We start from the raw sequence: 23,735 nt of genomic DNA, 5'->3' as shown, positions 1-23,735 counted from the left end.
GGGCGTGGGGACGGAACGGGAGCGCGACCAAGGGGATTCGGCGCGCGGCGGCTCCCGGACGGATGGGGCGGTGGCGCGCGTCAGTCCGTCGGAAGGTGGGCCGTCTTCTCCGGATTGGTGAGGACGAGGATGCGCTGCACGCGGCCGTCCGCGACGTCGAGCTGGAAGAAGCTGTGCGGTCGGCCCGCGCTGGTGACGACCAGGCCGAACCCGCCGTTGAGCGCGGTGAGTCGATAGCCGGGGTCGGCAGGGGCGTTGCCCCCGATGCCCATGAGGAAGCGGCCCACCTTGTCGGCGCCCGTGATGTCGCGCAGCGGGCCGCGGGCGAGGCCGCCGCTGTCGGCGACGAGCGTGACGTCGGGGGCGAGGAGGGACAGCAGTCCTGCGAGGTCCCCGTCCACGGCCGCGGCGAGGAACCGCTCCGTCAGGTCGCGCTGGTGCAGCGGGTCCACGGTATAGCGGGGGCGTCGCTCGACCATGTGCCGCCGGGCACGGACGGCGAGCTGCCGGACGGCGGCGGCGTCGCGCCCGAGGGCCGCCGCGATCTCCGTGTACGGCAGCCCGAACGCCTCCCGCAGCACGAACACCGCGCGCTCCAGGGGGGAGAGGGACTCCATGACGACGAGCACCGCGTAGGAGACGGTCTCGGCGAACACCGCGTGGTCAGCGCCGTCCGGGGCCGTGTGCGGCGAGGCGAGGGCCCGGTCGGTGGACAGCGGCTCGGGCAGCCAGGAACCGACATAGGTCTCGCGGCGGGCCGAGAGCTGCCGCAGCCGGTCGATGGCGAGCCTGCTGACGATGCGCACCAGATAGGCGCGCGGCTCCCTGACCGCCGCGTGGTCGGCGGCCGACCAGCGCGGCCAGCACTCCTGCACGACGTCCTCCGCGTCGCCGACCCGGCCGAGCATCCGGTAGGCCACGCCGAAGAGCAGCCCGCGGTGCGCCTCGAAGATGTCCACGGGGTCGGTCGGCGTGCCGGGGTGAGCGGAAGTGTCGTCTGCCACTCGTTCATCTCATCAGAGCGCGCCGCCGCGCACGCACCGGGGCCACGGCTCGCGCGCGTCGCCTCGGTACGGGCTGAGGCGGGTGGTGCTGGAGCGAGAGGAACATTTGCCCCGTAAGCCGCCTTTACTCTCCGGTCACAGGCTGTTCGTGATCACGCAATAACCGAGGACGACAGTGCTCGCATGGCAGACTGCGACGCACAGCACAGCTCGATCCGCCTCCCGCGCCGCGCCGCCCACGACTCCCTGGGCGGTTACCGGTCGGGCCGGTCGTGTGCGCCGGACATCAGGGGCGGATCACAGCGGCGGACGGCCGACGGCGTGGACAGCACGGAGACCCCGGTGCTGCTGCGGACCGCCGGTCCCGACGACCTCACGGCGGCACGGGCGATGCACGCCCGGTGCTCGGCCTTCACCCTCGCCCACCGCTACCCCGGCCCGCCCGGGGAAGCGGACCGGTACCTCGGCCACCTCCTGAGCCCGCGCTTCGGCCGGAGCCTGGCCGCCGAGACCACGCCAGGCCATGTCGTCGGCCTGGCGCACCTCCTGTGGGACGACGACGAGGCCGAGATCGCGCTGCTGGTCGAGGACGAGTGGCAGCGGCGGGGAATCGGCACGGCGATGCTGCGGTCGCTGCTGGCGATCGCCCTGCGCGAACGGCGCGAGATCGTATACACGGTGACGAGTACGGCCGACACCGCCATGCCCGCCCTGATGCGCGGCACCGGCCTGCCGCTCGAACGGCACACGGAAGGGTCAACTCTCGTGCTGAGCGCCCGCGTCACGGCGCTGCCCGCCGCCGCCTTGCCCCTGGCGGCAGGCGGCTGACCCGGGAGGGCGTACGGGCAGCGGATCACGCGCGGCGCCGCCCGGGAACCCATCCGGGCATGTCAGAGGCCCGAGGGGGCGTGACGAACCACCCCTCGGCGTATCAGGATGGGGCCATGTCTGAAGATCCCACCACCTGGCTCCCCCGGCAGCTCGCCGACGCGTACGTCGATTCCCTCGTCCAGCTCGACCCCATCACCGGCACGTACCTCGGCGTGGCCGCCTCGGCGGACGCGCTGCCGGACTACTCCCCCGCCGGGGAGGAGGCCCTCGCCGACCTGAAGCGGCGGACGCTGGAGCGGCTGGCCGAGGCCGAGCGCCTGCCCGGCGCGGACACGGACGTGGAGCGCCGCTGCGCCAGGCTGCTGCGCGAGAGGCTGACGGCCGAGCTGGCCGTGCACGACGCCGGGGAACCGCTGCGCGCGGTGAGCAACCTCCACTCGCCCCTGCACTCGGTGCGCAGTGTGTTCACCCTCGCCGCGACCGACACGGAGGACGACTGGGCCGCCATCGCCCGGCGTCTGCGGGCCGTGCCCGCCGCGCTGGAGGGCTACCGGGCCTCGCTGGCCGAGGGCCTCGCCCGCTCGCTGCACGCGGGCCCGCGCCAGGTCGTCACGGTCATCGGGCAGCTGGACGAGTGGATAGGCGGCGAGGACGGCACCAGCAGCTGGTTCGCCGACTTCGCCGCCGACGGCCCCGAGGCGCTGCGCTCCGAGCTGGACACGGCTGCGGGGGCGGCGACCGAGGCCATCACGGCGCTGCGGGACTGGCTGCGCGACGTGTACGCGCCCGCGGTGGAGGGCGGCCCCGACACCGTCGGCCGCGAGCGGTACGCCCGGTGGGTCCGCTACTGGAACGGCACGGACCTCGACCTGGACGAGGCGTACGCGTACGGCTGGTCCGAGTTCCACCGGCTGCACGCCGAGATGCAGGCGGAGACCGAGAAGATCCTCCCGGGGGCGACCCCCTGGGAGGCGCTGAAGCACCTGGACACCGAGGGCGAGACGGTGGACCTCGCCGACGTCAGGCAGTGGCTCCAGTCCCTGATGGACGAGGCCATCGAGACGCTGGACGGCACGCACTTCGAGCTGGCCGAGCCCGTCAAGCGCGTCGAGTCGATGATCGCCCCCGCGGGCAGCGCCGCGGCCCCGTACTACACGAGCCCGTCGCTGGACTTCTCCCGCCCCGGGCGCACCTGGCTGCCGACGCTGGGCGAGACGAAGTTCCCCGTCTACGACCTGGTGTCCACCTGGTACCACGAGGGGGTGCCCGGTCACCATCTCCAGCTCGCGCAGTGGGTGTACGTCGCGGACCAGCTCTCGCGCTACCAGACGACGGTCGGCGGCGTCAGCGCCAACCTGGAGGGCTGGGCGCTGTACGCCGAGCGCCTGATGGACGAGCTGGGCCTGCTCAAGAACGCCGAGCAGCGCATCGGTTACCTGGACTGCCAGATGATGCGCGCGGTCCGCGTCATCATCGACATCGGCATGCACCTGGAGCTGACGATCCCGGACGACTCGCCGTTCCACCCGGGCGAGACGTGGACGCCCGAGCTGGCGCACGAGTTCTTCGGACGGCACAGCGGGCGGCCCGCCGACTTCGTGGCCAGTGAGCTGGTGCGCTACCTGGGCATGCCGGGCCAGGCGATCGGCTACAAGCTGGGCGAGCGTGCCTGGCTGACGGGCCGCGAGGCCGCGAGGGCGGCGCACGGGGACGCGTTCGACGCCAAGAAGTGGCACATGGCGGCGCTGTCGCAGGGCTCGCTGGGCCTCGACGACCTGGTGGCCGAGCTGTCGGCACTGTGACGGGTGCGCGGTGCGCGCGGGGGTTTCCGCGCGCACCGCGCCCGTGCGGCGGACGTTCAGGCGGTCGCGGGCGCCATGTGGTGCCGCAGCGTCGAACCGGTGCGGGACTTGACCACTTCGAGTTGCGCGGGGACCCGTGAGCGCAGGTCGGGGACGTGGCTCACGATCGCCACGCTGCGGTCGTGCTCGCGCAGTCCGTCGAGGACGTCGAGGACCTCGTCGAGCGACTGCTCGTCGAGGCTGCCGAAGCCCTCGTCGATGAAGAGGGTGTCCAGGCGGATGCCACCGGCCTCGGCGGTCACCACGTCGGCGAGGCCGAGCGCGAGGGCCAGGGAGACGAAGAACGACTCGCCGCCGGAGAGACTGGCGGTGTCGCGGGCCCTGCCCGTCCAGGCGTCCATGATGTGGAGCCCGAGCCCGGAGCGCTGCCGGTGGGGCGCGCGGGCGTCGGAGTGGACGAGCGTGTAGCGGCCGGACGACATGCGGTGCAGGCGGGTCCCCGCGGCTGCCGCGACCTGTTCGAGCCGGGCGGCCAGGACGTAGGTCTCCAGGCGCATCCGGTACTCGTTCTCCTGCGACGTGCCCGCCGTCAGGCCGGCGAGCCGGGTGACGCGGCTGGCCTCGGCCCGCAGCGGTGCCAGCCGTTCGCGATCCACGGCGGCGCGCGCGGCGAGCTGGTCGAGCGCGTCTCCTCGGGCACGGGAGGCGGCCTCGGCGGCTGCGGCCGTGCGCAGCCGTGCCGTGGCGGCCACGAGCGCCGCCTCGGTGGCGGCGGGATCGGCGGGGAGGTGCACGGCGGGTCCTGCGGCGCGCTCCTCGGTGAGGAGCGCGGCGACCGAGGTCTCCTCGGCGTACCAGCTGTCGAGGCGCTCTTGGAGGGCGCGCTGCTCCGCCCGGTCGAGGGACGCCTCCCCGGCGGCCCGCGGGGTGGGGAACCCGGCGCCGAAGGCTGCGGTGGCGACGCGGTCGTCCGCCGTCTTGAGCCTGTCGGCGGTCTCGGCCGTGGCGCGGGCCGCGTCGGCGGCGGCGCCGAGCGCGTCGGCCAGCGCGGCGAGTTCGGTCGTGCGGGCGGCGACCGTGGGGGCTCCCGCGCGGGCGCGCTCGATGCCGTCGAGGAGGGAGGCCCGTTCCGCGTCGAGGGCCGTACGCCGTGAGACTCGGGCGGCCGTGCGCCGTTCGGTCTCCTGGATGCGGTCGCGCAGGGTGTCGTGGTCGCGCTCGGCCGTCGTGAGCGCTTGACGGGCGGCGGATTCGTCCGCGGCTTGGGCGCGGGCGGCGTCGAGGTCGGCGCGCAGGCCGGTGACGGCGGCGGCGAGTGCCGTGCGCGGCTCGTCGCCCGCCTCCGCGGCGGCGGACGCGCGCTGCTCGCGTAGTGTCGCGAGCCGGGCCTCCGCGCGTGCGCGGCCCTCGTCGGCGGACCGGTGGGCCGCGGACGCGGCCTCCTCGTCGGCGCGGTCCACGTGGTCGGCGGCTGCGGGGGTGGGGTGCGGGTGGTCGGGCGAGCCGCAGACGGCACAGGGCTCCCCGGGGGTGAGGCCCGCCGCCAGTTCGGCGGCGATGCCGCGCAGACGGCGTTCACGCAGGTCGAGCCAGTGGGCGTAGGCGTCGGCGGCGGTCTCGCGGGCGTGCAGGAGCCGTTCGCGGGCGGCGTGGACGGCCTCGGCCAGGTCGTCGCGGCGGTCGGCGGCGGCGAGGCGGCGTTCCGCAGGTTCGAGGCGCTGGGCCAGCGCCTCGGCGCGGGAGGCGGCGGCACGGGCGAGGTCGAGCCGTGCCCGGAGGCGTTCCGCCGTTCCTGGCCAGGCGGCGAGGAGCGGGCTCTCTTCGGCGACGAGGTTACGCTCCGCGGCCGTCTCGGCGTCGAGTTCCGCCAGGTCGGCGGTGATCCGCTGGGCGCGGCTCTCGGCGTGGGCTGCGGCGGCGAGCGCGCCCAGTTGCTCACGGACGGCGCGCTCGCGGTCGGTGAGCTGGAGGGCAGGGGCGTCGGCGAGGTCGGGAGGCAGGTGGGCGCGGGCGCGGCGTTCGGCCTCGGCGGCGGCCTCGTGGTCGGCGTCGGAGGCGTCGCGGAGCGCGAGGGCGGGGGCCACGGAGTCGGCGGCGCGCGCGAGGTCGAGGGTGTGGCGGACGCGGTCCCGTTCGGGCTGCGCGGCGGCGAGCGCGTCCGCACGGCGGTGGGCGTCGGCGAAGCGGGTCCGGAGCCGGGCGCGTTCGCGGGTTTCCGTGTGCTCCTCGCCCGCGGCTGCGTGGGCGGCCTCGGCGGTGTGGAGCGCAACACGGGTGATGTCCTGGTGTTCGCGCGCGGTGCTGCGCGCGTGGGCGGCCCAGGTGAGGACGGCGTCGGCCGGGTCGCCGAGGGCGCCTTCCGTGCCGGGCGCTTCGGGGACGCCGGGCAGGGACGCGGCTGCCTGCTCGATGCGGTGGGCGGTGGCACGCAGGTGCTCGTCGGCCTCACGGACCCGGTCGGCGGCCTCGGCGCGCAGGGTGGCGAGGTGTGCCTCCGCATCGGCGAAGCGGCGGGTGTCGAAGAGGCGGCCGAGGAGCTTGGCCCGCTCCTCGGCGCCCGCGCGCAGGAAGCGGGCGAATTCGCCCTGCGGCAGGAGGACGACCTGGCAGAACTGCTCGCGGCTCATCCCGCCGAGCAGCCCGCCCAGTTCGTCGGCGATCTCCTGGTGGGAGGCGCTGAGCGGGCGCCAGGCGGCGGTGGCCGCGTCGCGTTCGCGCAGGAGGGTGCGGGCGCGGTCGCGGGTGGTGCCGGTGCCCCGGCGCTTGGGCCGTACCTGTTCGGGTCGGCGGGTGATCTCCAGCCGCCGGTCGCCGAGGGTCAGTTCGAGGACGACTTCCGTGGCGGTTCCGGGCTCGGCGTGGTCGCTGCGCAGGGAGACGCCGCTGCTCTGCCGGGCGCCTGGGACGGTGCCGTAGAGGGCGAAGCAGACGGCGTCCAGGACGGACGTCTTGCCCGCCCCGGTGGGGCCGTGGAGGAGGAAGAGTCCGGCGGCGGCGAGGGCGTCGAAGTCCACGTGCTGGGTGCCGCCGAACGGGCCGAAGGCCGTCAGGGTCAGCCGGTGCAGCCTCATCGGGCCGCCCGCCGGACGCGGGCCGCGTCGAGTGCGGCGCGGAGGGCGGCGCGTTCCGCCGCGTCGGGGCCTTGCCCGGCGCGCACGTGCGTGACGAAGTCCTCGGCGATCTGCTGGTCGTCCCGCCCACTGAGGCGCTGGGCGTACGAGGCGGGGCCGGTGGCGTCGGCGCGCTCGGGGTCGTGGACGAGGCTGAGGACGTGTGGGAAGCGTGCGGACAGGCGTGCCATGGGCTCCTCGGGGTGGACCGGGTCCGTGAGCGTCGCCTCGACCCAGGCCGTCTCGTGCGGGCCGAGCGCGGGATCGGTGAGCAGGGTGTCGAGTCGGCCCCTGATCCGGGCGAGGGGCCGGGGGACGGGCCAGTCGAGGCGTGTGGCGTCGATCTGTCCTGCGGGGCCGAGATCGACGAGCCAGAGCGACTTGCGGTGTCCGGCCTCGGAGAAGGAGTAGGCCAGCGGTGAACCGGAGTAGCGGACGCGGTCGGTGAGGGTCTGACAGCCGTGGAGGTGCCCGAGCGCGGTGTAGTCGATGCCGTCGAACAGCGAGACCGGTACGGCGGAGGCGCCGCCGACCGTGATGTCGCGCTCGCTGTCGGACGGACGGCCGCCGGTGACGAAGGCGTGGGCCAGGACGACGGAGCGGGTGCCGTCGGGGCGGCGGGCGAGGTCGGCGCGCACGCGGTCCATGGCGGCGCCGAGCACGGCGGCGTGGTCGGCCCGGGGGACGGCGAACTCATCCCGGACCAGGGCGGGTTCGAGGTAGGGCAGACCGTAGACGGCGACGTCGCCGTGCGCGTCGGTGAGGACCACGGGTGTGGCGCAGTCGGCGGGGTCGGTCAGCAGGTGGATGCCCGCGCGGGCGATGAGGCGGGCGCCTGAGCCGAGCCGGTGCGGGGAGTCGTGGTTGCCGGAGATCAGAACGGTGGGGATGTCGAGGGCGGCCAGGCGGTGCAGGACGTCGTCGAGGAGTCGCACGGCGTGCAGCGGCGGGATGGCGCGGTCGTGGATGTCACCGGCGACGAGGACGGCGTCCACGCGTTCGGCGCGGGCGGTGGTGACCAGGTGGTCGAGGAACGCCTCCTGCTCGTCGCGCAGTCCGACGCGGTGGAAACTGCGGCCGAGATGCCAGTCGGAGGTGTGCAGCAGTCGCACCCGTCCACCACTCCCCCCTCGTCAGGCTTCGCCCCGGGCCGGTCTCCCCCGCGGCGACGGCCCTCAGTCTTTCACTGGGTGGGGGCGTGGTGGGCGGCGGGTGACCGGCGTCCTTGGAGCGGCGGCGTCACCCCTGGCCGGGGACGACGATGCCGCTCTCGTAGGCGAGGATGACGGCCTGTGTGCGGTTGCGCGCGCCGAGTTTGGTCAGGACGTTGCTGACATGGGTCTTGACGGTCTCCATGCTGACGGTGAGGTGTTCGGCGATCTGCGGGTTGGACAGGCCGGTGGCCATGAGACGCAGGATGTCCGTCTCGCGTCCGGTGAGCGGCACGGGCAGCCGTGGCCCGGCGGGGTCTTGACGGGCGGTGGGGGGACGCGTGGCGACGAGCCTGCGTACGGCGTCCGGGAACAGGAGCGTGTCCCCCGTCGCGACGAGCCGGACGGCGTGCGCGATCTGCCCGACGGGGGCTCGCTTGAGGATGAAGCCGTCCGCGCCCGCGCGCAGGGCGTCGTACACGTAGTCGTCGCTCTCGAAGGTGGTGATGACGATGATCTTCGGGGGGACTTCGAGGTCGGCCCGGAGCCTGCGGGTGGCCTCGATGCCGTCCATGCGCGGCATGCGGACGTCCATCAGGACGACGTCGGGGCGCAGGCTCGTGGCGAGTTGGAGGGCCTCGGCACCGTCGGCGGCCTCCCCGACGACGGCGAGGTCGGGCTGGGCCGACAGCAGGGTACGCAGACCGGTGCGGGTGAGTTCGTCGTCCTCGACGAGCAGCAGGGTCAGTGGGGCGCCTGTCATGGGGCGGCCCGCAGGGGGATCCGTGCGGAGAGATGCCAGCCGCCTTCACCGCCGGGTCCGGCGGTGAACTCGCCACGGAGCAGCCGGACCCGCTCGTCCAGGCCCACCAGTCCGCGTCCGCCGTGCCGCGCCGGTGACCGGGGCGGACGGTGATCGGGCAGGGCGTTGGCCATGTCGATGGCGAGCCAGTCCGATCCTGCCGTGAGCCGCAGCGTCACGGGGGCCCGGGGGGCGTGGCGCAGGGCGTTGGTCATGCCTTCCTGCACGATGCGGTACGCCTCGCGGGAGACCGTCGCCGGTAGGTGTGTCAGATCGCCGCCCGTCCGGACATCGATGTCCGTGCCCGTGTGTCGGAGGCGTTCGAGGAGCGGTGCGAGGTCGGCCAATGTGTGCTCGGGGGTGGTGGCCGCGCGGCCCTCGCGCAGCACGCCGAGGACGTGGTCGAGGTCGTCGAGTGCGCTGCGGCAGGACTCCTCGATGGCCGCGAGCGCCCGGCGGGCGGCTGCGGGATCGGTCTCCATCAGTTCGCCCGCCACCGCCGCCTGGACGGTGGAGGCGGTGAGCGTGTGGCCGACGGAGTCGTGGAGTTCGCGGGCGAGGCGGTTGCGCTGCTCCAGTTCACGCACCTGGGTCTCCAGGGCGGTGAACCGCTCGTCCGGACCGTGCCCCAGGAGCACGGGGGCCGTGGCGCGCAGCAGCGCGGTGGCGAGTGCGCTGAGCAGGGCGCCGGACAGGAGGGCGGCGGCGGAGACAGGTACTGTCCAGGCTCCGGCGGGGCCTGCGGCTATGTGCACGGGGAGGGTGAAGAACGTGATGTCGTCGCCGCCGCCGATCCAGACGCCGCCGAGGGCGACGGCGGTCGTCACGCACAGGACGGTGGTGGTCAGCAGCAGCCAGCCCGTCGCCTGATGGAGGGTGAGCCAGGCGACCGTCCGCGCACGGACCGGCCAGGCGCGTCCGGGCACGGGGAGGGGAGCGGGCAGGCGGGTACGCAGAGCGCGGTTGGCCAGCCGGATGTTCCAGCGGCGTACGGCGGGGAGCGCTCCCGCGACGGCGGTCGTCCCCGCGAGGGCGACGAAAAGTCCCCCCCAGCGGACCGCCGGTGGCCACCCGCCGGACACCAGTCCCACGGCGAGCGCGACAGCGACCGCCGGAAGGCTGACCATCACACCGGCCATGGCGAGGGTCCACCCCCGGTAGGTGTCGGCCCGGTACGTCGGGCTGATCAAGGTCCACATGAGAACCAGTATGGCAGTGGCCCATGGCAATGCCCTCCCCCGCACGGGGGCATTAGCTTCTCCCCCGGTCGGGGGAGAAGAATTCCCTCGCGACCGCGATGCGCGGGCGACGGCCGGTCGGCGAGAGTTACCGGCATGCTCGAATTGATCGATGTCGGAAAGGTCTACCGGGGCGGCAGGAACGCCGTTTCCGGAATGACACTGCGCCTGGGGCCGGGGCTGCTCGGACTGCTCGGCCCCAACGGCGCGGGAAAGTCCTCACTGATGCGCATGTGCGCCACGGTCACGCGGCCGAGCTCGGGTTCCCTGTTGTTCGAAGGGCAGGACGCCGTGGCACACCCGCAGCCGCTGCGCCGCGCACTGGGATATCTCCCGCAGGATTTCGGCGTACATCCCCATCTCACCGCCCTGGAATTTCTCTCCTATCTGGCCGCCGCGAAAGGAATCTCCGCCCGTTCGGCGCGGGCGCGGATCACCGAACTCCTGGAGACGGTCAATCTCACCGGGGCCGCCAGGCGGCCTCTCGGCTCCTATTCCGGCGGAATGCTGCGCAGAGTCGGTATCGCGCAGAGTCTGCTGGGTGATCCCCAGGTGCTGATCGTGGACGAGCCGACCGCCGGGCTCGACCCGGAGGAGCGGGTCCGGTTCCGCAATCTGCTCGGCGACCTGGCGGCGGACCGGACGGTCATGCTCTCCACGCACATCGTGTCCGACGTCGAATCGGTGGCCTCGGACATCGTGCTCATGGTCGGCGGCAGATCGGTGCTGCGCGGGTCGCCGGACGAACTGTCGGCCGTGGTGGCCGGTCGGGTCTGGGAAGTGGTGGTCGCGCCGGAACATGTCCCGGCGGTGCAGGCACGGTACGTGGTGAGCCGGATGGTCCGCACGGACGCGGGCGTGCGGTTGCGCGTACTCGCCGACGCGGTACCGTCCGCCGACGCCGAGCAGGTGGTTCCCGGCCTGGAGGACGTCTACCTCGCGGTCGTGCGGTCCTCGGGTGGGCCGGAGCCGCTGTCCTCGATGGCAGCGCGGGGGCGGCCGTGAACGGGGCACTGGGCAGGCTGGCCGTCGCAGACTTCCTCGACCGCGCCCGGCGGCCCGCGTACGCGGTGACTCTCGCCGGAGCCGTCGCGCTGGGGTATCTCGCCGTACCTTCGGCGAGCAGCCGCTGGGTGATCATGCAGCTCGGTGACTACCGCGGCCTCTACAACAGCGCCTACACGGGGATGGCGACGGCACTGGCCGGGACACTGTGGCTGACGTTCGCCGGGTTCTACGTGACGCGCAGCGGTATCGCCCGGGACGAGTCGTCCGGAGTCGGCCGCCTGCTGGCGGCGACACCGCTGCGGACCTGGCGCTATCTGGCCGCGAAGTTCCTGAGCAACGTCCTGGTGCTCGGCTCCATGACGGTCGTCCTGGCGGGGACCGCGGTCGTCATGCAGCTGGCGCGCGGAGAAGACGGGACACCGGCGCCCGTGCCGCTGCTCCTCCCGTTCGCCGTCCTGACGCTCCCGATGGTGGTCCTGACCGCCGGGGCTGCCGTCCTGTTCGAGACGACTCCCCTTCTGCGCACGGGACTGGGCAACGCCGTCTGGTTCTTCGTCTGGCTCACACTCGTCCTCGGCGGTCAGAGCGCCACCGCGCCCCTGGGCGGGATCGGGGTGCACGACGTCGTGGCCTCCATGAGCGAGGACTTGGCGGAGCAGGGAGTGTCGCTGTCCGGTGGGGAGTTCAGCCTCGGGCTGACCTACGTGGAGGAGCCGCTGAGGACGTTCGTCTGGAACGGTTTCACGCCGGACGCGGGTTTCCTGGCAGGGCGGTTCGCCGTGCTGCTGCTCGCGATACCGGTCGCGCTTCTGCCCGCGCTGTGGTTCCACCGGTTCGACCCGACCCGCGCGGCTCGGACCTCCGCACCGTCGCACGCGGAAGGAGCCCCTGGATCCGCCGACGTCCCCGAGGCCGTCTGGACACCACCCGCCGTCGCCGGGCCACCTCGTACACCCGTGTCCTATGGCCGTCCTCTGCCACGGCTGTTCACCGGTGAACTCCGGGTGCTCGTCCATGGCCCCGCGTGGTGGTGGATCGGCGCCGCGCTCCTCTCGCTGACCGCGCTGTTCGTCCCCCTGGACGCCGTCACACGGTTCGTCCTGCCGCTCGCCTGGCTCTGGCCCCTGCTCGTCTGGTCACGGCTGGGCTCTCAGCACCACGAGGCGGGGGTGGCCGTGCTGCTCGACGCGTGTCCGTCCCCGGCACGGCGCACGCTCGCCGAGTGGGGCGCCGGAGTCGCCGTCACGGCGGTGACCGGCCTGGCTCCGCTCCTGCGGGTCCTGGTGGCGGGTGATTTCGCCGGTGCCAGTGCCTGGGCAGGAGGAGTGCTGTTCATCCCGTCGCTCGCACTGGCGCTGGGCGCACTCAGCCGTACACACCGCACCTTCCAGGCCGTGTACCTGCCGATCTGGTACGTGACGGTCAACGGTCTCCCGCTGCTCGACTTCATGGGCACGGTACGCGACGGTGGGCAGCTCGCCGGGCCCCATCCGGCGGTCTTCGCGGGGACCGCCCTGCTGCTGCTCGCCACCGTCCTCACCATCGGCGCCGCGCGGCAGCGCGCCGACTCCGGAAAGGCGATGGGCCGATGACCGCCGAGTTGATTCAGACCAGCCCGGAGCGGGCCGTCCCGTGCGGAAGCACGAGGCGCAGGGGGCTCACGGCGTTCTTCGCCATCTCTTTCGGCGGCGCGTGGCTCTGGGTACTTGGCGCGCACGCCATGGGACAGTCGCTCGTCAATCCGCTGGTGCAGATACCGTTCGCGTTCATGCCCGCGATCGGGGCCGTCGTGGCCCGTCGTTGGGTGACCCGGGAGGGCTTCGCGGACGCGGGCCTCAGGCTGCGGCTGCGCGCGGCATGGCCCTACTACATCGGTGCATGGCTGGGGCCGCTCGCCATCACGGCGGGTGCCGCAGGAGTCGCCGTACTGCTCGGGCTCTGGGACGGGGATCTGGAGCCGCTGCGGGCGGCCATACCCGGTGTTCCGTGGTGGCTGGCCGTCCTGCTGCTGGTGAGCGTCATGCCACTGCTGGCACCGGTCTACTGGGGTGAGGAGTTCGGCTGGACAAGCTACCTGCGTCCACGAATAGGCGGCGGCCGTCCTCTCCGATCGGTGCTGTTGACCGGGCTGATATGGGCGGTGTGGCATTACCCGCTGGCATTCGTCGGGTACGTCGAGTTCGGGAACGTCGCGGCGGGTCTTCTCCTGTGGACCGGTTCCTTCCTCCTCCAGGAGATGCTGCTGGCCTGGCTCTACCTGCGCAGTGGCAGCATCTGGACAGCCGCGCTGGCGCACGCGGGGAACAACATGGTCCTGTCCCTGCTGCTCGGTGTCCTGCTGGGCGACGAGGACGGCGGCGCCGGGCTCGGCGCCGAGACCCTCACCTGGTTGCCCGCCGTCCCGATGGCCGGGCTGTGCGCGTGGCTGCTGCTCCGCCGGAGCTTCCAGCAGCCCAGCGGCGAGGCCCCAACCCGATGAAGCGCGTCGCCCGCCGCTCGTCGTCGAGCGGCGGGCGGGCCCCCTGGACGCCTGTGTCACCGGGGACGAAGGGCCGCCAGTTGCTGCGCGAAGGGCACGACCTCCGGTTCCTCCTCGGCATCGGCCGATTCCCCCGCGCCGTGTTCCGGCGCCGGGGAGACACGCTCGCCGGGGAGGAGGGCGGCCAGCTCGCGGGCCGCCCGGTCCACACGCCTCGGAAGGGTTTCGGTCCGCGGATCGCCCGTGCCTCCCCAGTCCTCCGACGCGGCATAGACGGCGGTGGGCACGGCGGTCGCGTGCAGGTACGAGAACAACGGCCGCATGGCGTGGTCGAGCACCAGCGAGTGGCGGGCCGTGCCGCCGGTGGCACCCATCAGGACCGGCTTGCCCGCGAGCGCGTCGGGCTCGATCAGGTCGAAGAACGACTTGAACAGGCCGCTGTACGACGCGGCGAACACGGGCGTCACCGCGATCACCGCGTCGGCTCCCGTGACGTCGCCGATGACCTGGCGCAGAACGGGCGCCGGGAAGCCCGTCACCAGGTGACCGGCGATGTCGGTGGCCAGTTCACGGAGTTCGACGACCTGCACCTGCGGCTCCCGGCCCTCGCGCGCCAGTTCACGCCGCACGGCCTCGACGAGCCGGTCGGCCAGCAGGCGCGTGGACGACGGCTGGCTCAGGCCCGCCGACACCACCACGATCCGCGGGGCGGGCATCGACGTGGACATGGGTTCCCTTCCTCTCTCCTGTGCTCTCGGTGATCTGCTGTCGGTCGCTGCTCGTGGTGTCCTGTCGCCGCGGGCCGGGCGGGTCAGTGGACGGGGTCGGCCGCCGCTTGCTCCTGTCGGCGGGCGGCCGTGAGCAGCGAGGCGTGGGTGGGCGCGTCGGGCACGTCGGCGGGCCGCCCCTTGGCGAACTCCTCCCGGAGCACCGGGACGACCTCCTCGCCGAGGATGTCCAGCTGCTCCAGCACCGTCTTCAGCGGCAGACCCGCGTGATCCACGAGGAACAGCTGCCGCTGGTAGTCCCCGAACGTCTCACGGAAGGCGAGCGTCTTCTCGATGACCTCCTGCGGGCTGCCGACGGTGAGTGGCGTCTGCTCGGTGAAGTCCTCCAGGGACGGGCCGTGGCCGTAGACGGGTGCGTTGTCGAAGTAGGGGCGGAACTCCCGGACGGCGTCCTGGGAGTTCTTCCGCATGAAGACCTGCCCGCCGAGACCGACGATGGCCTGCTGCTCGCTGCCGTGGCCGTAGTGCGCGTACCGGCGGCGGTAGAGGTCGATGAGGCGCTGGAAGTGCTCCTTGGGCCAGAAGATGTTGTTGGCGAAGAAGCCGTCACCGTAGTAGGCGGCCTGCTCGGCGATCTCGGGGCTGCGGATGGAGCCGTGCCAGACGAACGGCGGCACGCCGTCGAGCGGACGCGGCGTCGAGGTGAAGCCTTGGAGCGGGGTGCGGAACTGCCCCTCCCAGTCCACCACGTCCTCACGCCACAGCAGGTGGAGCAGCGCGTAGTTCTCGATGGCGAGCGGGATGCCCTGGCGGATGTCCTGGCCGAACCAGGGGTAGACGGGACCGGTGTTGCCGCGCCCCATCATGAGATCGACCCGCCCGTCCGCGAGGTGTTGGAGCATCGCGAAGTCCTCGGCGATCTTCACCGGGTCGTTCGTGGTGATCAGCGTGGTGGAGGTGGACAGGATCAGCCGCTCGGTGCGGGCCGCGATCCAGCCGAGCATGGTGGTGGGCGAGGAGGGGACGAACGGCGGGTTGTGGTGCTCGCCCGTCGCGAAGACGTCGAGGCCGACCTCCTCGGCCTTGAGGGCGATGGCCGTCATCGCCTTGATGCGGTCGTGCTCGCTCGGCACCGTGTGGTCCGTCGGGTCGGGCGTGACGTCACCGACGGTGAAGATTCCGAACTGCATGCCACCCACCTCCAGATGGTTCATTGTTCAACTACCGAGCTGAACAGTACCCCCTCGACGGCTATTCCCCCGCACTCCGGGGCGGGGTCGCCCCGGTCAGCCGGGAGCGTACGTCTCCCCGCCCAGCTCCAGCCGCGCGCTGCCGCCGGTGGCTCCGGCAAGCCATACGCGGAACGCCTCCACGTCCGCGACGGGCAGGCCGATCGTGAAGGTGACCTCCTCGCCGTAGCTCACCTCCCGTACGGCACGTCCCGTGGCCCGGAGGTCGTTCTCCAGGCGACCGGCGCGCGCGTGGCCCACCGTGACGGTGGCCAGCCGGAGCCGGTGGCGGGTGACCGTGCCCGCGACGTCGAGGGCAGCTCCCACCGCGCCGCCGTAGGCACGGATCAGGCCACCGGCACCCAGCTTGGTGCCGCCGAAGTACCGGGTGACCACCGCGACGGTGAATCGAACCTCCCGGCGCATGAGCATCTGGAGCATCGGCAGCCCGGCCGTGCCGCCCGGCTCGCCGTCGTCGCTGCCGCGCTGGACCGACGCGTCGGCGCCGAGGACGTACGCCCAGCAGTGGTGGCTGGCGGTGGGGTGCTCGGCGCGGACCTGGGCGATGAACGCCTGGGCCGCCTCCTCGTCCCCGACCGGCGCGAGGGCGCAGAGGAAACGCGAACGGTTCACCTCCGTCTCGTGGACCGTGCGGCCCGCCACCGTCTCGTACGCGTCACGCATCGGGCCAGCCTAGGGGGCGGGGGGAATGGAGCCGCAGGGCCGTTCGTTGAACGGTGCATGTATGACGACCGAGAGACCGCGCAGCGCATCCTGACCGAGTCGGGCGACACCTGGGCCGTCGTGGGGCTGTCCAGCAACACGAGCCGGGCGGCCTACGGCGTCGCGGCGGTACTGCGGCGCTTCGGCAAGCGCGTCGTCCCCGTGCACCCGAAGGCGGAGACGGTGCACGGCGAGCAGGGCTACGCCTCGCTGGCCGACATCCCGTTCCCGGTGGACGTCGTCGATGTGTTCGTGAACGGCGCTCTCGCCGGAGCGGTGGCCGACGAGGCGGTGGCGATCGGGGCGAAGGCGGTCTGGTTCCAGCTCGACGTGATCGACGAGGCGGCCTACGAGCGCACCCGCGCCGCCGGTCTCGACATGGTCATGAACCGCTGCCCCGCGATCGAGATACCGCAGTTCCCCGCACGCTCCTGACGCCGCGGCGGCCGAGGAGGCCGGGCCGCGCCTGCCGGTCCGGGTTGTCGCCGTCGGTGTCCGCGAACTTCCGCGCAGACACACCCAGGCAACCCGTTGCCCTGGCCCTCCCTCGCAGGATGACCAGGGCAACGGAAGTACCCGCCGGGCGTTGAATCGGTCAGGAGTCGTGGCGCCTGGTGACCACCATCGCCGTCCCCACGAGAGCCTCTCCGACTGGCGTCTCCGCCCACTCGGCCAGGAGGAGTGGTTTCTCGTCCACCGACGTCAGCAAGCGGACGCGTTCGTCGGCGCTCGGCGCCAGCGGGAGCGCGCAGCTGACGACCGGGTCACCCGTCGCGCTGGTGTGCTCTCCGGACTCCTCGTACGGGTCGTCCGGCACCCAGAGCCCGACCTCGATCTCCCACGCGGCATCGTCCTCGTCAGGCTCCGGTGCTTCGATCGTCAGGAAGAACCCGTTCGAGTCGTACGGCTCCGCAAAGAGCCGACAGCTCGGGTCGTCCAGCGAGGCACACATGTCGCCGACCCGAGAATGCGCAGTGACAACCACCCGAAGGTCGGCAACGGCTTTCTCCCGCTCCTCGGCGGAGAGCCCCGCCTCACGGTCATCGAGCTGCTCTCGTGTCGCGTCGCTCAACGTATCCAATCCGTCGTCGTGTTGGACGAAAGGATGGCCGAACTCTCACAGGCGCTCGATCTCCGGTTCATCCTCCTCGGAAGTCCCCGAATAGTCGGCGAGCGCCGCACGCAACGGGCTTCGCCCGGGATGCCGGGGCCTATCCGCTGTGGGTCCGTTTCGGGATGGGCAGGTTCGAGAGGATCGACGGCGTCATGGTCCTCGCTACCCGCGACGCCGTACGAGGCGTGCGTGAGGCCGGTTCCTGAGCCGACGGCCCCCGCACCCACGGGCGGAGTTCACACCTTCGTGAGGACGAAGAACAGGAAGCACACGAACTTCTCCGACGCGCGCCCCGCGAAGACCTCGGGGAAGCGTTCCTGCGCGCCGGGACCCGGGGCCGGTTCGCTGAGGACGTCGATCCGGAATCCGGCCGCGGTGAACGCGTCGGTGATCGCGTGCAGCGGCCGATCCCAGAAGGTCATCAGGTGCTTGGTGCCACCGAGTTCCCACCACTGGGAGGTGGGGCGGATCGCGAAGTAGTCGGTTCCGGGCGGTGCCGTCATATGACTGACGAAGGGATGGTGGACGGACCCGATGAGGCGCCCGCCCGGCCTCAGCACGCGCCGCAGTTCGGCCAGGGCCGTCGTCCAATCCTCCAAATAATGCAGGACCAACGAAGCCACGACGTCGTCGAACCCACCGTCAGCGAAAGGCAGCGGACCACCCAACTCGGCGTGCTCCAACACCACGTCGTCACCGAGCCGCTGCCGGGCCAGCGCCAACATTCCGGCACTGGAATCGAAACCGACGACAAAGGCACCCCGCTCACACAGCGCCTCCGCCACCGCGCCGGCACCGCAGCCGGCGTCGAGGACCCAACGGCCTGCCACGTCGCCGGCCAGGTCCACGATCGCGGGGCGCGCGTAATAGGCGTTGAGGAGGCTGGTCTCGTTCTCGGCCGCGTACGCCTCGGCGAAACTGTCGTAGTCGTTCGCCCTCTCCCCGGGCGGCGGGGGAGCCTCGACGGGACTGACCCAGGAGACCGTCCGGCGGTTCGGTGGGGTATCCACCTGTTCCTCGGGGCCGTCGGAAGCGGCGGTCCCGCCGGTCGTACCGGGACGGTTCGGCATGGTTGACCTCGTTCGTTCGGGCCACGGTGGGCGTGCCGGAAAATCTGGGGATCCCCGAGTTGTGAAGGGCACAGCGGCACCCTGAACGAGTGATTGAGTTTTGTCAATCAGTCATCGTCCAGCCCTTCAAGGGGCTTTCCGCCCTTCAGTAGGCTGCTGGTCATGACCGAACGCCGGCCGCCGACCGATGCGGAGGCGAAGGCGCTCGCCTCCGCCCTCCGTCTGCGCATCCTGCGTATCTGCGTGCGGAAGCCGCACACGAACAAGGAGATCGCGGCGATCCTCGGCCGAGACCCGGCCAGTGTGCTGCACCACACCAGAACGCTGGTCCGCACCGGGTTCCTGGAGGCGCAGGAGGAACGGCGCGGGGCGCGCGGCGCGCGCGAGATCCCGTATCTGGCGACGCACAAGAGCTGGCACCTCGAAGGGCCCACGCTGGACCGGTGGATGCTCGACGCGTTCCTGGAGGAACTCGCCCTCGTCCCCGCGTCCGAGACGGAGGGCACGAGGATGGCGCTGCGCCTGCCTCCGCCGCAGATGGAGGAGTTCCGCACCCGTCTCAAGGATCTGCTGGAAGAGTTCGCCGCCCTCCCGGACGACCCGGCCGCGCCGGCCTGGTCGCTCTTCGTGGTGGTGCACTCCGACCCGAACCGGCCCTGACGACGCCTTCCGGCCCCTCCCAGACACAGCGCGACGAGCCGACGATCAGATGGCCACAAGATCTGCCGGGCGAGCACCACAGGCCCGTCGCCACCCCGGCGAATCTTCATGAACCACCCTCTGCGAAATCCGGGGCACGGCCACATCCCCCAGACCACCGGTCCCCGGCGACACTCCTCTCCTCGAAAGGTTCGGCCTCAGCGATCGCCGTCGTATACACGTTGTCCCGCCACAGCGGCGCCTGGAACGTTTCGCCGGTGCGCAAGGAGATTCGGCGGCCACGCCCAAGGCGATCCGGAGCGGCTCGATCAGCCGAGGAAGCTGAGCCGCACCTGGCGGTCCGGGTTGTCGCCGTTGGTGTCCACCAGACAGACGGACTGCCAGGTGCCGAGTTCGAGGCGGCCTCCGATCACCGGCAGCGTTGCGTGGGGCGGGACGAGCGCCGGGAGGACGTGGTCCCGGCCGTGGCCGCGTGAGCCGTGGCGGTGCCGCCAGCGGTCGTCGGGCGGCAGCAGGTCGCCAAGGGTCGCGAGAAGGTCGTCGTCGCTGCCCGCGCCCGTCTCCAGCAGAGCGATCCCGGCGGTGGCGTGGGGCACGAAGACGTTCAGCAGCCCGTCCGCGCCCCCCGCGACGTCGGCGAGGAACGCCTCGCAGTCGTGCGTCAGATCCGTGACGGTCTCGCGGGGGCCGGTCGTGACGTGGATGACCGTGGTCCTGAAGGCGTCGCTCATGGGCACCACGCTACGAGGTGCCCGGCGTCTCGGCGGCGCACAGGGCGGCACGACCCGCGGGCGGGACCGTCCCACCGCCGCGCCGGGGTTCTTCCACGGTCCGCGATCGACGCCGGTGACCCGATGTCTGTTCACCGTGGGTGGCATGCCCGGCCGGAACATGCGAGCGTATAGCCGTACAGGGTGACCGACCCCGCACAATCGCGCCATAATGGTCCGATGTCTACTGGACTCCAGGTGCCGGTGACCACGGCGGCGGTGCGTGCGGTGGGCGGCGGTGCCAGGGACGCACTACTGTGCCCGCTGACGGCCGACCGGCGCGGGCGAGCGGGAGCCGTCGGGTGGACCTACGGCGTGGAACGGGACGGCGGCGGCCGGGATCGCCGCGGGCGGGAAAGGACTGAGGATGCGCGTTGCGCTGTTCGTCACCTGTGTCAACGACACGCTGTACCCGGGTACCGGACGTGCGGTGGTGTCGCTGCTCGAACGTCTGGGCGTCACGGTGGACTTCCCGCTGGAGCAGAGCTGCTGCGGCCAGGCGCAGTTCAACACCGGCTACCGGCACGAGACCGAACCGCTGGTCCACCGCTTCGGGCGGGCCTTCGAGGGCTATGACCACATCGTCACACCGTCCGGCTCGTGCGCCGCGATGGTCCGGGACAACTACCCGCGCATGGCGGCCAAGGCGGCGGCCGAGGGCCGGGGCGGCACCCTGACGCGCGTCGCCGAGTCGGTGGTGCCCCGGACGTACGAGCTGACCGAGTTCCTGGTGGACGTGCTAGGGGTGACGGACGTCGGCGCCTACTACCCGCACACCGTCACCTACCACCCCACCTGCCACGGACTCCGCATGCTGGGCCTCGGCGACAAGCCCCGGCGGCTGCTGGGCGCCGTCGAGGGGCTGGAACTCATCGACCTGCCCGGCGCGGAGGAGTGCTGCGGCTTCGGCGGGACGTTCGCCGTCAAGAACGAGGCGGTGTCGGCGGCGATGGGCGCGGACAAGGCGCGCAACATCACCGCCACGGGCGCGTCGGCCGTCTGCACGGTGGACAACTCCTGCCAGATGCACATCGGCGGCACGCTCGCCCGGCTCGGCTCGTCCGTACGCCCGGTGCACATCGCCGAGATCCTCGCCAGCACCAAGGAGGCCCCCCTGTGAGCGGCACCTACCTGGGCATGCCCGCCTTCCCGAAGGCCGCGACCCTGTCCACCCGGAACACGCGGATGCGCGCCAACCTCACGCACGCGACGCACACCATCCGCGACAAACGCGCCGCGGCGGTACGCGAACTCCCCGACTGGGCCCAGCTGCGCGCGGCGGGCGCCGCCGTCAAGGACCGGACGCTGCGGCACCTGGACCACTACCTGGAACAGCTGGAGGCCGCCGTGACGGCGGCCGGTGGCACGGTGCACTGGGCGGCGGACGCCCGTGAGGCGAACCGGATCGTCACCTCCCTCGTCCGGGCCACAGGCGAGACCGAGGTCGTCAAGGTCAAGTCGATGGCCACGCAGGAGATCGGCCTCAACGCCGCGCTGGAGGCGGCGGGCATCCGCGCGTACGAGACGGACCTCGCCGAGCTGATCGTGCAGCTCGGCGACGACCTGCCCTCCCACATCCTCGTCCCCGCCATCCACCGCAACCGGGACGAGATCCGCGACATCTTCCGCGAGCGGATGGCCGACTGGGGCAGGCCCGCGCCGGAGGGGCTGACGGAGGAGCCTGCCGTCCTGGCCGAGGCGGCGCGGCTGCACCTGCGGGAGAAGTTCCTGCGGGCCAAGGTGGGCATCTCGGGCGCGAACTTCATGGTGGCGGACACGGGCACGCTCGTCGTGGTCGAGTCCGAGGGCAACGGACGGATGTGCCTGACACTGCCCGAGACACTGATCTCGGTCGTCGGCATCGAGAAGATCGTCCCCACCTGGCAGGACCTGGAGGTCTTCCTCCAGCTGCTGCCCCGCTCCTCCACGGCGGAGCGCATGAACCCGTACACCTCGACGTGGACCGGCACCACCGACGGGGACGGGCCGCGGACGTTCCACCTCGTGCTGCTGGACAACGGGCGCACCGACACGCTGGCCGACACGGTGGGACGGCAGGCGCTGCGCTGCATCCGCTGCTCGGCCTGCCTGAACGTCTGCCCGGTGTACGAACGCGCCGGTGGCCACGCCTACGGCTCGGCGTACCCGGGCCCGATCGGCGCGATCCTGACGCCGCAGCTGCGCGGCGTGACGAGTGAGCTGGACGCCTCGCTCCCGTACGCGTCGTCGCTGTGCGGCGCGTGCTACGAGGTCTGCCCGGTGGCGATCGACATCCCCGAGGTGCTGGTGCACCTGCGCGAACGCGTCGTCCAGGGCGGCGAGACCACGATCCGCGGGGTGCGGACGCGTATCAGGCCCGCGAAGGGCCATGCCGCCGAGCGCGCCGCGATGCGGGCCGCCCGGTGGGCGCTCGACCATCCGGCGGCGATGCGGACGGGGCAGCGGCTCGCCGCGCGGACGCGGCGGTTCCACCCGAAGCGGCTGCCGGGCCCAGGACGGGCCTGGACGGCGAGCCGGGAGATGCCGACGGTACCGGCGGAGTCGTTCCGCGACTGGTGGCAGCGCGAGCGGGGCGGAAAGGTGACGCGATGAGCAGCAGGGACGCGATTCTGGGCCGGGTACGGCGGGCGCTGGCGGACGTTCCGCGCGAGGAGTCGCCGGATGACGTGGCGGTGGCGCGAGACTACCTGCGCACCCACTCCCCCGCCGACGCCGTGGAGACGCTGGCGGAGAACCTGGCCGACTACCGCGCCCTCGTCCACCGCACGGACACGGCGGGGCTGCCCGATCTGATCGGGCGCCTGCTGGCGGCGCGCGGGAGCCGTGACGTGGTCGTACCCGACGGCTTCCCGGCGGAGTGGCTGCCACAGGCGGACGCGGTGCGGTGGGTGCAGGACACGCCGGAGGCAACGCCTGACGAACTCGACCGGATGGACAGCGTCCTGACGGGATGCGCGCTGGCGATCGCCGAGACGGGCACGCTCGTGCTGGACGGCTCGGCGGGCCAGGGGCGGCGGCGGATCACGCTGATGCCGGACCATCACATCTGTGTCGTACGGGTGCCGGAGCAGGTCGTGGACTCGGTGCCGGAGGCGCTGCCCCGGCTGGTGCCGACCAGGCCGCTGACGTGGATCTCGGGCCCTTCGGCGACCAGCGACATCGAGCTGGACCGGGTCGAGGGCGTGCACGGACCGCGGACGCTGGAGGTCGTCCTCGTCACCCGGTGACGGTCGCCGCCGCCGGGCGTCTCTCCGCCGGAGCGCGTGCCCGGCGGCATAGCATGGCGGCGGAAGACGACGCCACGGGCGTTCCTCCGGACGACGCCGGGATGCCTCGGAACGCCACGGGCTCCTCCCTCGAACCTTCAGGTCGGACCTTCAGGAGAGAACACCGTGGAACTGCTCGACGGTTTCCGTCAGGGGCTCGATGAATTCGGGACGCGGGTGCACCGAGTGCGCTCGGAGCAATGGGCGTCCGGCACTCCGTGCGCCGAGTGGTCGGTGCGCGACCTGGTGAACCATCTCGTGTCGGAGCACCTGTGGGCGCCCCCGCTGCTGGGGGGCGCGACGCTCGCCGAGGTCGGCGACCGGTTCGACGGCGACGTGCTGGGCGACGACCCGGTCGCCGCGTGGGACGCGGCGGTCGCCGCGTCACGGGAGGCGGTGGGGCGCCCGGGCGTGCTGGGCTCGACCGTGCAGACGAGTTCGGGTAACACCCCTGCCGAGGAGTACCTGCGGCAGATGACGCTCGACCTGACGGTGCACGCGTGGGACCTGGCGCGCGGCATCGGGGCGGACGACAGGCTGGACCCCGGCCTCGTCGCCCTGGTCCACGACCACGCGGCAGGGCTGGTCCCGCAGTGGCAGGGCGTCGGGGTCTTCGCCCCTCCGGTCCCCGTGGCGGCCGACGCCCCGCTCCAGGACCGCCTGGTGGGGCTGATGGGCCGCACGCCCTGACGAGGGCGCCGGGGGCGGGGCTTCCATGCGGCGGAAGCTCCCCCGGCACCTCCCGGAACC

The 23,735-nt window shown here is 72.5% G+C and carries 22 protein-coding genes; 11 read left to right on the top strand and 11 right to left on the bottom strand.

The window, feature by feature from the left end; translation table 11 throughout:
• Positions 1–80: 80 nt before the first annotated feature.
• A complete protein-coding gene (sigJ, locus tag IF27_RS28640; RefSeq protein ID WP_052852768.1) occupies positions 81–1,004 on the bottom strand; it encodes an RNA polymerase sigma factor SigJ in 924 nt (307 codons plus the stop codon).
• A gap of 183 nt (positions 1,005–1,187) precedes the next feature.
• Here sigJ and IF27_RS28635 point away from each other — a divergent pair, with 183 nt between their 5' ends.
• A complete protein-coding gene (locus IF27_RS28635) occupies positions 1,188–1,832 on the top strand; it encodes a GNAT family N-acetyltransferase (RefSeq protein ID WP_052852767.1) in 645 nt (214 codons plus the stop codon).
• Between the two features lie 116 nt (positions 1,833–1,948).
• Complete coding sequence (locus tag IF27_RS28630; RefSeq protein WP_052852766.1) at positions 1,949–3,637, top strand: DUF885 domain-containing protein; 1,689 nt, start codon at positions 1,949–1,951, stop codon at positions 3,635–3,637.
• A 56-nt stretch (positions 3,638–3,693) separates the two neighbouring features.
• On the opposite strand, the gene IF27_RS28625 is transcribed toward IF27_RS28630, so the two are convergent.
• The 4 genes from IF27_RS28625 to IF27_RS28610 all read right to left on the bottom strand — a co-directional run bounded on the left by IF27_RS28625 (position 3,694) and on the right by IF27_RS28610 (position 9,899).
• Positions 3,694–6,708, bottom strand: coding sequence for an AAA family ATPase (locus IF27_RS28625; RefSeq protein WP_052852765.1), 3,015 nt, complete (start codon positions 6,706–6,708; stop codon positions 3,694–3,696).
• Entirely contained in the window at positions 6,705–7,859 is a 1,155-nt protein-coding gene (locus tag IF27_RS28620) for an exonuclease SbcCD subunit D (RefSeq protein WP_052852764.1), read from the bottom strand. Before IF27_RS28620 ends, IF27_RS28625 begins: the two co-directional genes overlap by 4 nt.
• 127 nt (positions 7,860–7,986) lie before the next feature.
• Positions 7,987–8,661: a response regulator gene (locus tag IF27_RS28615; protein ID WP_052852763.1), complete on the bottom strand. Its 675-nt coding sequence runs from the start codon at positions 8,659–8,661 to the stop codon at positions 7,987–7,989.
• Complete coding sequence (locus tag IF27_RS28610) at positions 8,658–9,899, bottom strand: sensor histidine kinase (RefSeq protein ID WP_052852762.1); 1,242 nt, start codon at positions 9,897–9,899, stop codon at positions 8,658–8,660. Before IF27_RS28610 ends, IF27_RS28615 begins: the two co-directional genes overlap by 4 nt.
• Before the next feature lie 135 nt (positions 9,900–10,034).
• On the opposite strand from IF27_RS28610, the gene IF27_RS28605 reads away from it, so the two are divergent.
• From IF27_RS28605 to IF27_RS28595, 3 genes are read left to right on the top strand one after another with little or no spacing between them, the layout of a single operon-like run.
• Positions 10,035–10,943 (top strand): ATP-binding cassette domain-containing protein, encoded by a 909-nt coding sequence (locus IF27_RS28605; RefSeq protein WP_052852761.1) that lies wholly within the window; start codon positions 10,035–10,037, stop codon positions 10,941–10,943.
• The gene (locus IF27_RS28600; protein WP_052852760.1) at positions 10,940–12,538 is read left to right on the top strand and encodes an ABC transporter permease; all 1,599 of its coding nucleotides are present in this window, start codon (positions 10,940–10,942) and stop codon (positions 12,536–12,538) included. Before IF27_RS28605 ends, IF27_RS28600 begins: the two co-directional genes overlap by 4 nt.
• Positions 12,535–13,425: a CPBP family intramembrane glutamic endopeptidase gene (locus IF27_RS28595; protein WP_110946325.1), complete on the top strand. Its 891-nt coding sequence runs from the start codon at positions 12,535–12,537 to the stop codon at positions 13,423–13,425. The genes IF27_RS28600 and IF27_RS28595 overlap by 4 nt, the downstream gene beginning before the upstream one ends.
• A 56-nt stretch (positions 13,426–13,481) precedes the next feature.
• On the opposite strand, the gene IF27_RS28590 is transcribed toward IF27_RS28595, so the two are convergent.
• The 3 genes from IF27_RS28590 to IF27_RS28580 form a co-directional block, all read right to left on the bottom strand.
• On the bottom strand, positions 13,482–14,153 hold the full coding sequence (locus IF27_RS28590) for an FMN reductase (protein WP_223291246.1): 672 nt from the start codon (positions 14,151–14,153) through the stop codon (positions 13,482–13,484).
• Between the two features lie 83 nt (positions 14,154–14,236).
• On the bottom strand, positions 14,237–15,343 hold the full coding sequence (locus IF27_RS28585; protein ID WP_052852759.1) for an LLM class flavin-dependent oxidoreductase: 1,107 nt from the start codon (positions 15,341–15,343) through the stop codon (positions 14,237–14,239).
• Between the two features lie 96 nt (positions 15,344–15,439).
• Complete coding sequence (locus IF27_RS28580) at positions 15,440–16,066, bottom strand: YigZ family protein (RefSeq protein ID WP_052852758.1); 627 nt, start codon at positions 16,064–16,066, stop codon at positions 15,440–15,442.
• 57 nt (positions 16,067–16,123) lie between these two features.
• On the opposite strand from IF27_RS28580, the gene IF27_RS28575 reads away from it, so the two are divergent.
• Positions 16,124–16,540, top strand: a complete 417-nt coding sequence (locus IF27_RS28575; RefSeq protein ID WP_052852757.1) for a CoA-binding protein — start codon at positions 16,124–16,126, stop codon at positions 16,538–16,540.
• 160 nt (positions 16,541–16,700) lie between these two features.
• Here the strand turns inward: IF27_RS28575 and IF27_RS28570 are convergent, their stop codons facing one another.
• Together IF27_RS28570 and IF27_RS28565 are read right to left on the bottom strand one after the other, a co-directional pair.
• On the bottom strand, positions 16,701–17,177 hold the full coding sequence (locus IF27_RS28570; RefSeq protein WP_223291245.1) for a hypothetical protein: 477 nt from the start codon (positions 17,175–17,177) through the stop codon (positions 16,701–16,703).
• Positions 17,178–17,455: 278 nt separating this feature from the next.
• The gene (locus IF27_RS28565; protein ID WP_110946324.1) at positions 17,456–18,289 is read right to left on the bottom strand and encodes a class I SAM-dependent methyltransferase; all 834 of its coding nucleotides are present in this window, start codon (positions 18,287–18,289) and stop codon (positions 17,456–17,458) included.
• A 162-nt stretch (positions 18,290–18,451) separates the two neighbouring features.
• Here IF27_RS28565 and IF27_RS28560 point away from each other — a divergent pair, with 162 nt between their 5' ends.
• Positions 18,452–18,949 (top strand): ArsR/SmtB family transcription factor, encoded by a 498-nt coding sequence (locus IF27_RS28560; RefSeq protein WP_052852754.1) that lies wholly within the window; start codon positions 18,452–18,454, stop codon positions 18,947–18,949.
• 308 nt (positions 18,950–19,257) lie between these two features.
• On the opposite strand, the gene IF27_RS28555 is transcribed toward IF27_RS28560, so the two are convergent.
• Positions 19,258–19,680, bottom strand: a complete 423-nt coding sequence (locus IF27_RS28555; protein ID WP_052852753.1) for a YjbQ family protein — start codon at positions 19,678–19,680, stop codon at positions 19,258–19,260.
• A gap of 406 nt (positions 19,681–20,086) precedes the next feature.
• On the opposite strand from IF27_RS28555, the gene IF27_RS28550 reads away from it, so the two are divergent.
• The 4 genes from IF27_RS28550 to IF27_RS28535 all read left to right on the top strand — a co-directional run bounded on the left by IF27_RS28550 (position 20,087) and on the right by IF27_RS28535 (position 23,675).
• Positions 20,087–20,839: a (Fe-S)-binding protein gene (locus tag IF27_RS28550; RefSeq protein ID WP_052852752.1), complete on the top strand. Its 753-nt coding sequence runs from the start codon at positions 20,087–20,089 to the stop codon at positions 20,837–20,839.
• Positions 20,836–22,311: a lactate utilization protein B gene (locus IF27_RS28545; protein WP_052852751.1), complete on the top strand. Its 1,476-nt coding sequence runs from the start codon at positions 20,836–20,838 to the stop codon at positions 22,309–22,311. The genes IF27_RS28550 and IF27_RS28545 overlap by 4 nt, the downstream gene beginning before the upstream one ends.
• Positions 22,308–22,946, top strand: a complete 639-nt coding sequence (locus IF27_RS28540) for a LutC/YkgG family protein (protein ID WP_052852750.1) — start codon at positions 22,308–22,310, stop codon at positions 22,944–22,946. The genes IF27_RS28545 and IF27_RS28540 overlap by 4 nt, the downstream gene beginning before the upstream one ends.
• Positions 22,947–23,111: 165 nt before the next feature.
• On the top strand, positions 23,112–23,675 hold the full coding sequence (locus IF27_RS28535; RefSeq protein ID WP_052852749.1) for a TIGR03086 family metal-binding protein: 564 nt from the start codon (positions 23,112–23,114) through the stop codon (positions 23,673–23,675).
• The last annotated feature ends 60 nt before the right edge of the window (positions 23,676–23,735 follow it).

The organism is Streptomyces avicenniae, assembly GCF_000719135.1.
Classification (GTDB): domain Bacteria; phylum Actinomycetota; class Actinomycetes; order Streptomycetales; family Streptomycetaceae; genus Streptomyces; species Streptomyces avicenniae.
The sequence above is the reverse complement of the archived record's forward strand: the minus strand, read 5'-3'. Positions and strand labels throughout refer to the sequence as shown.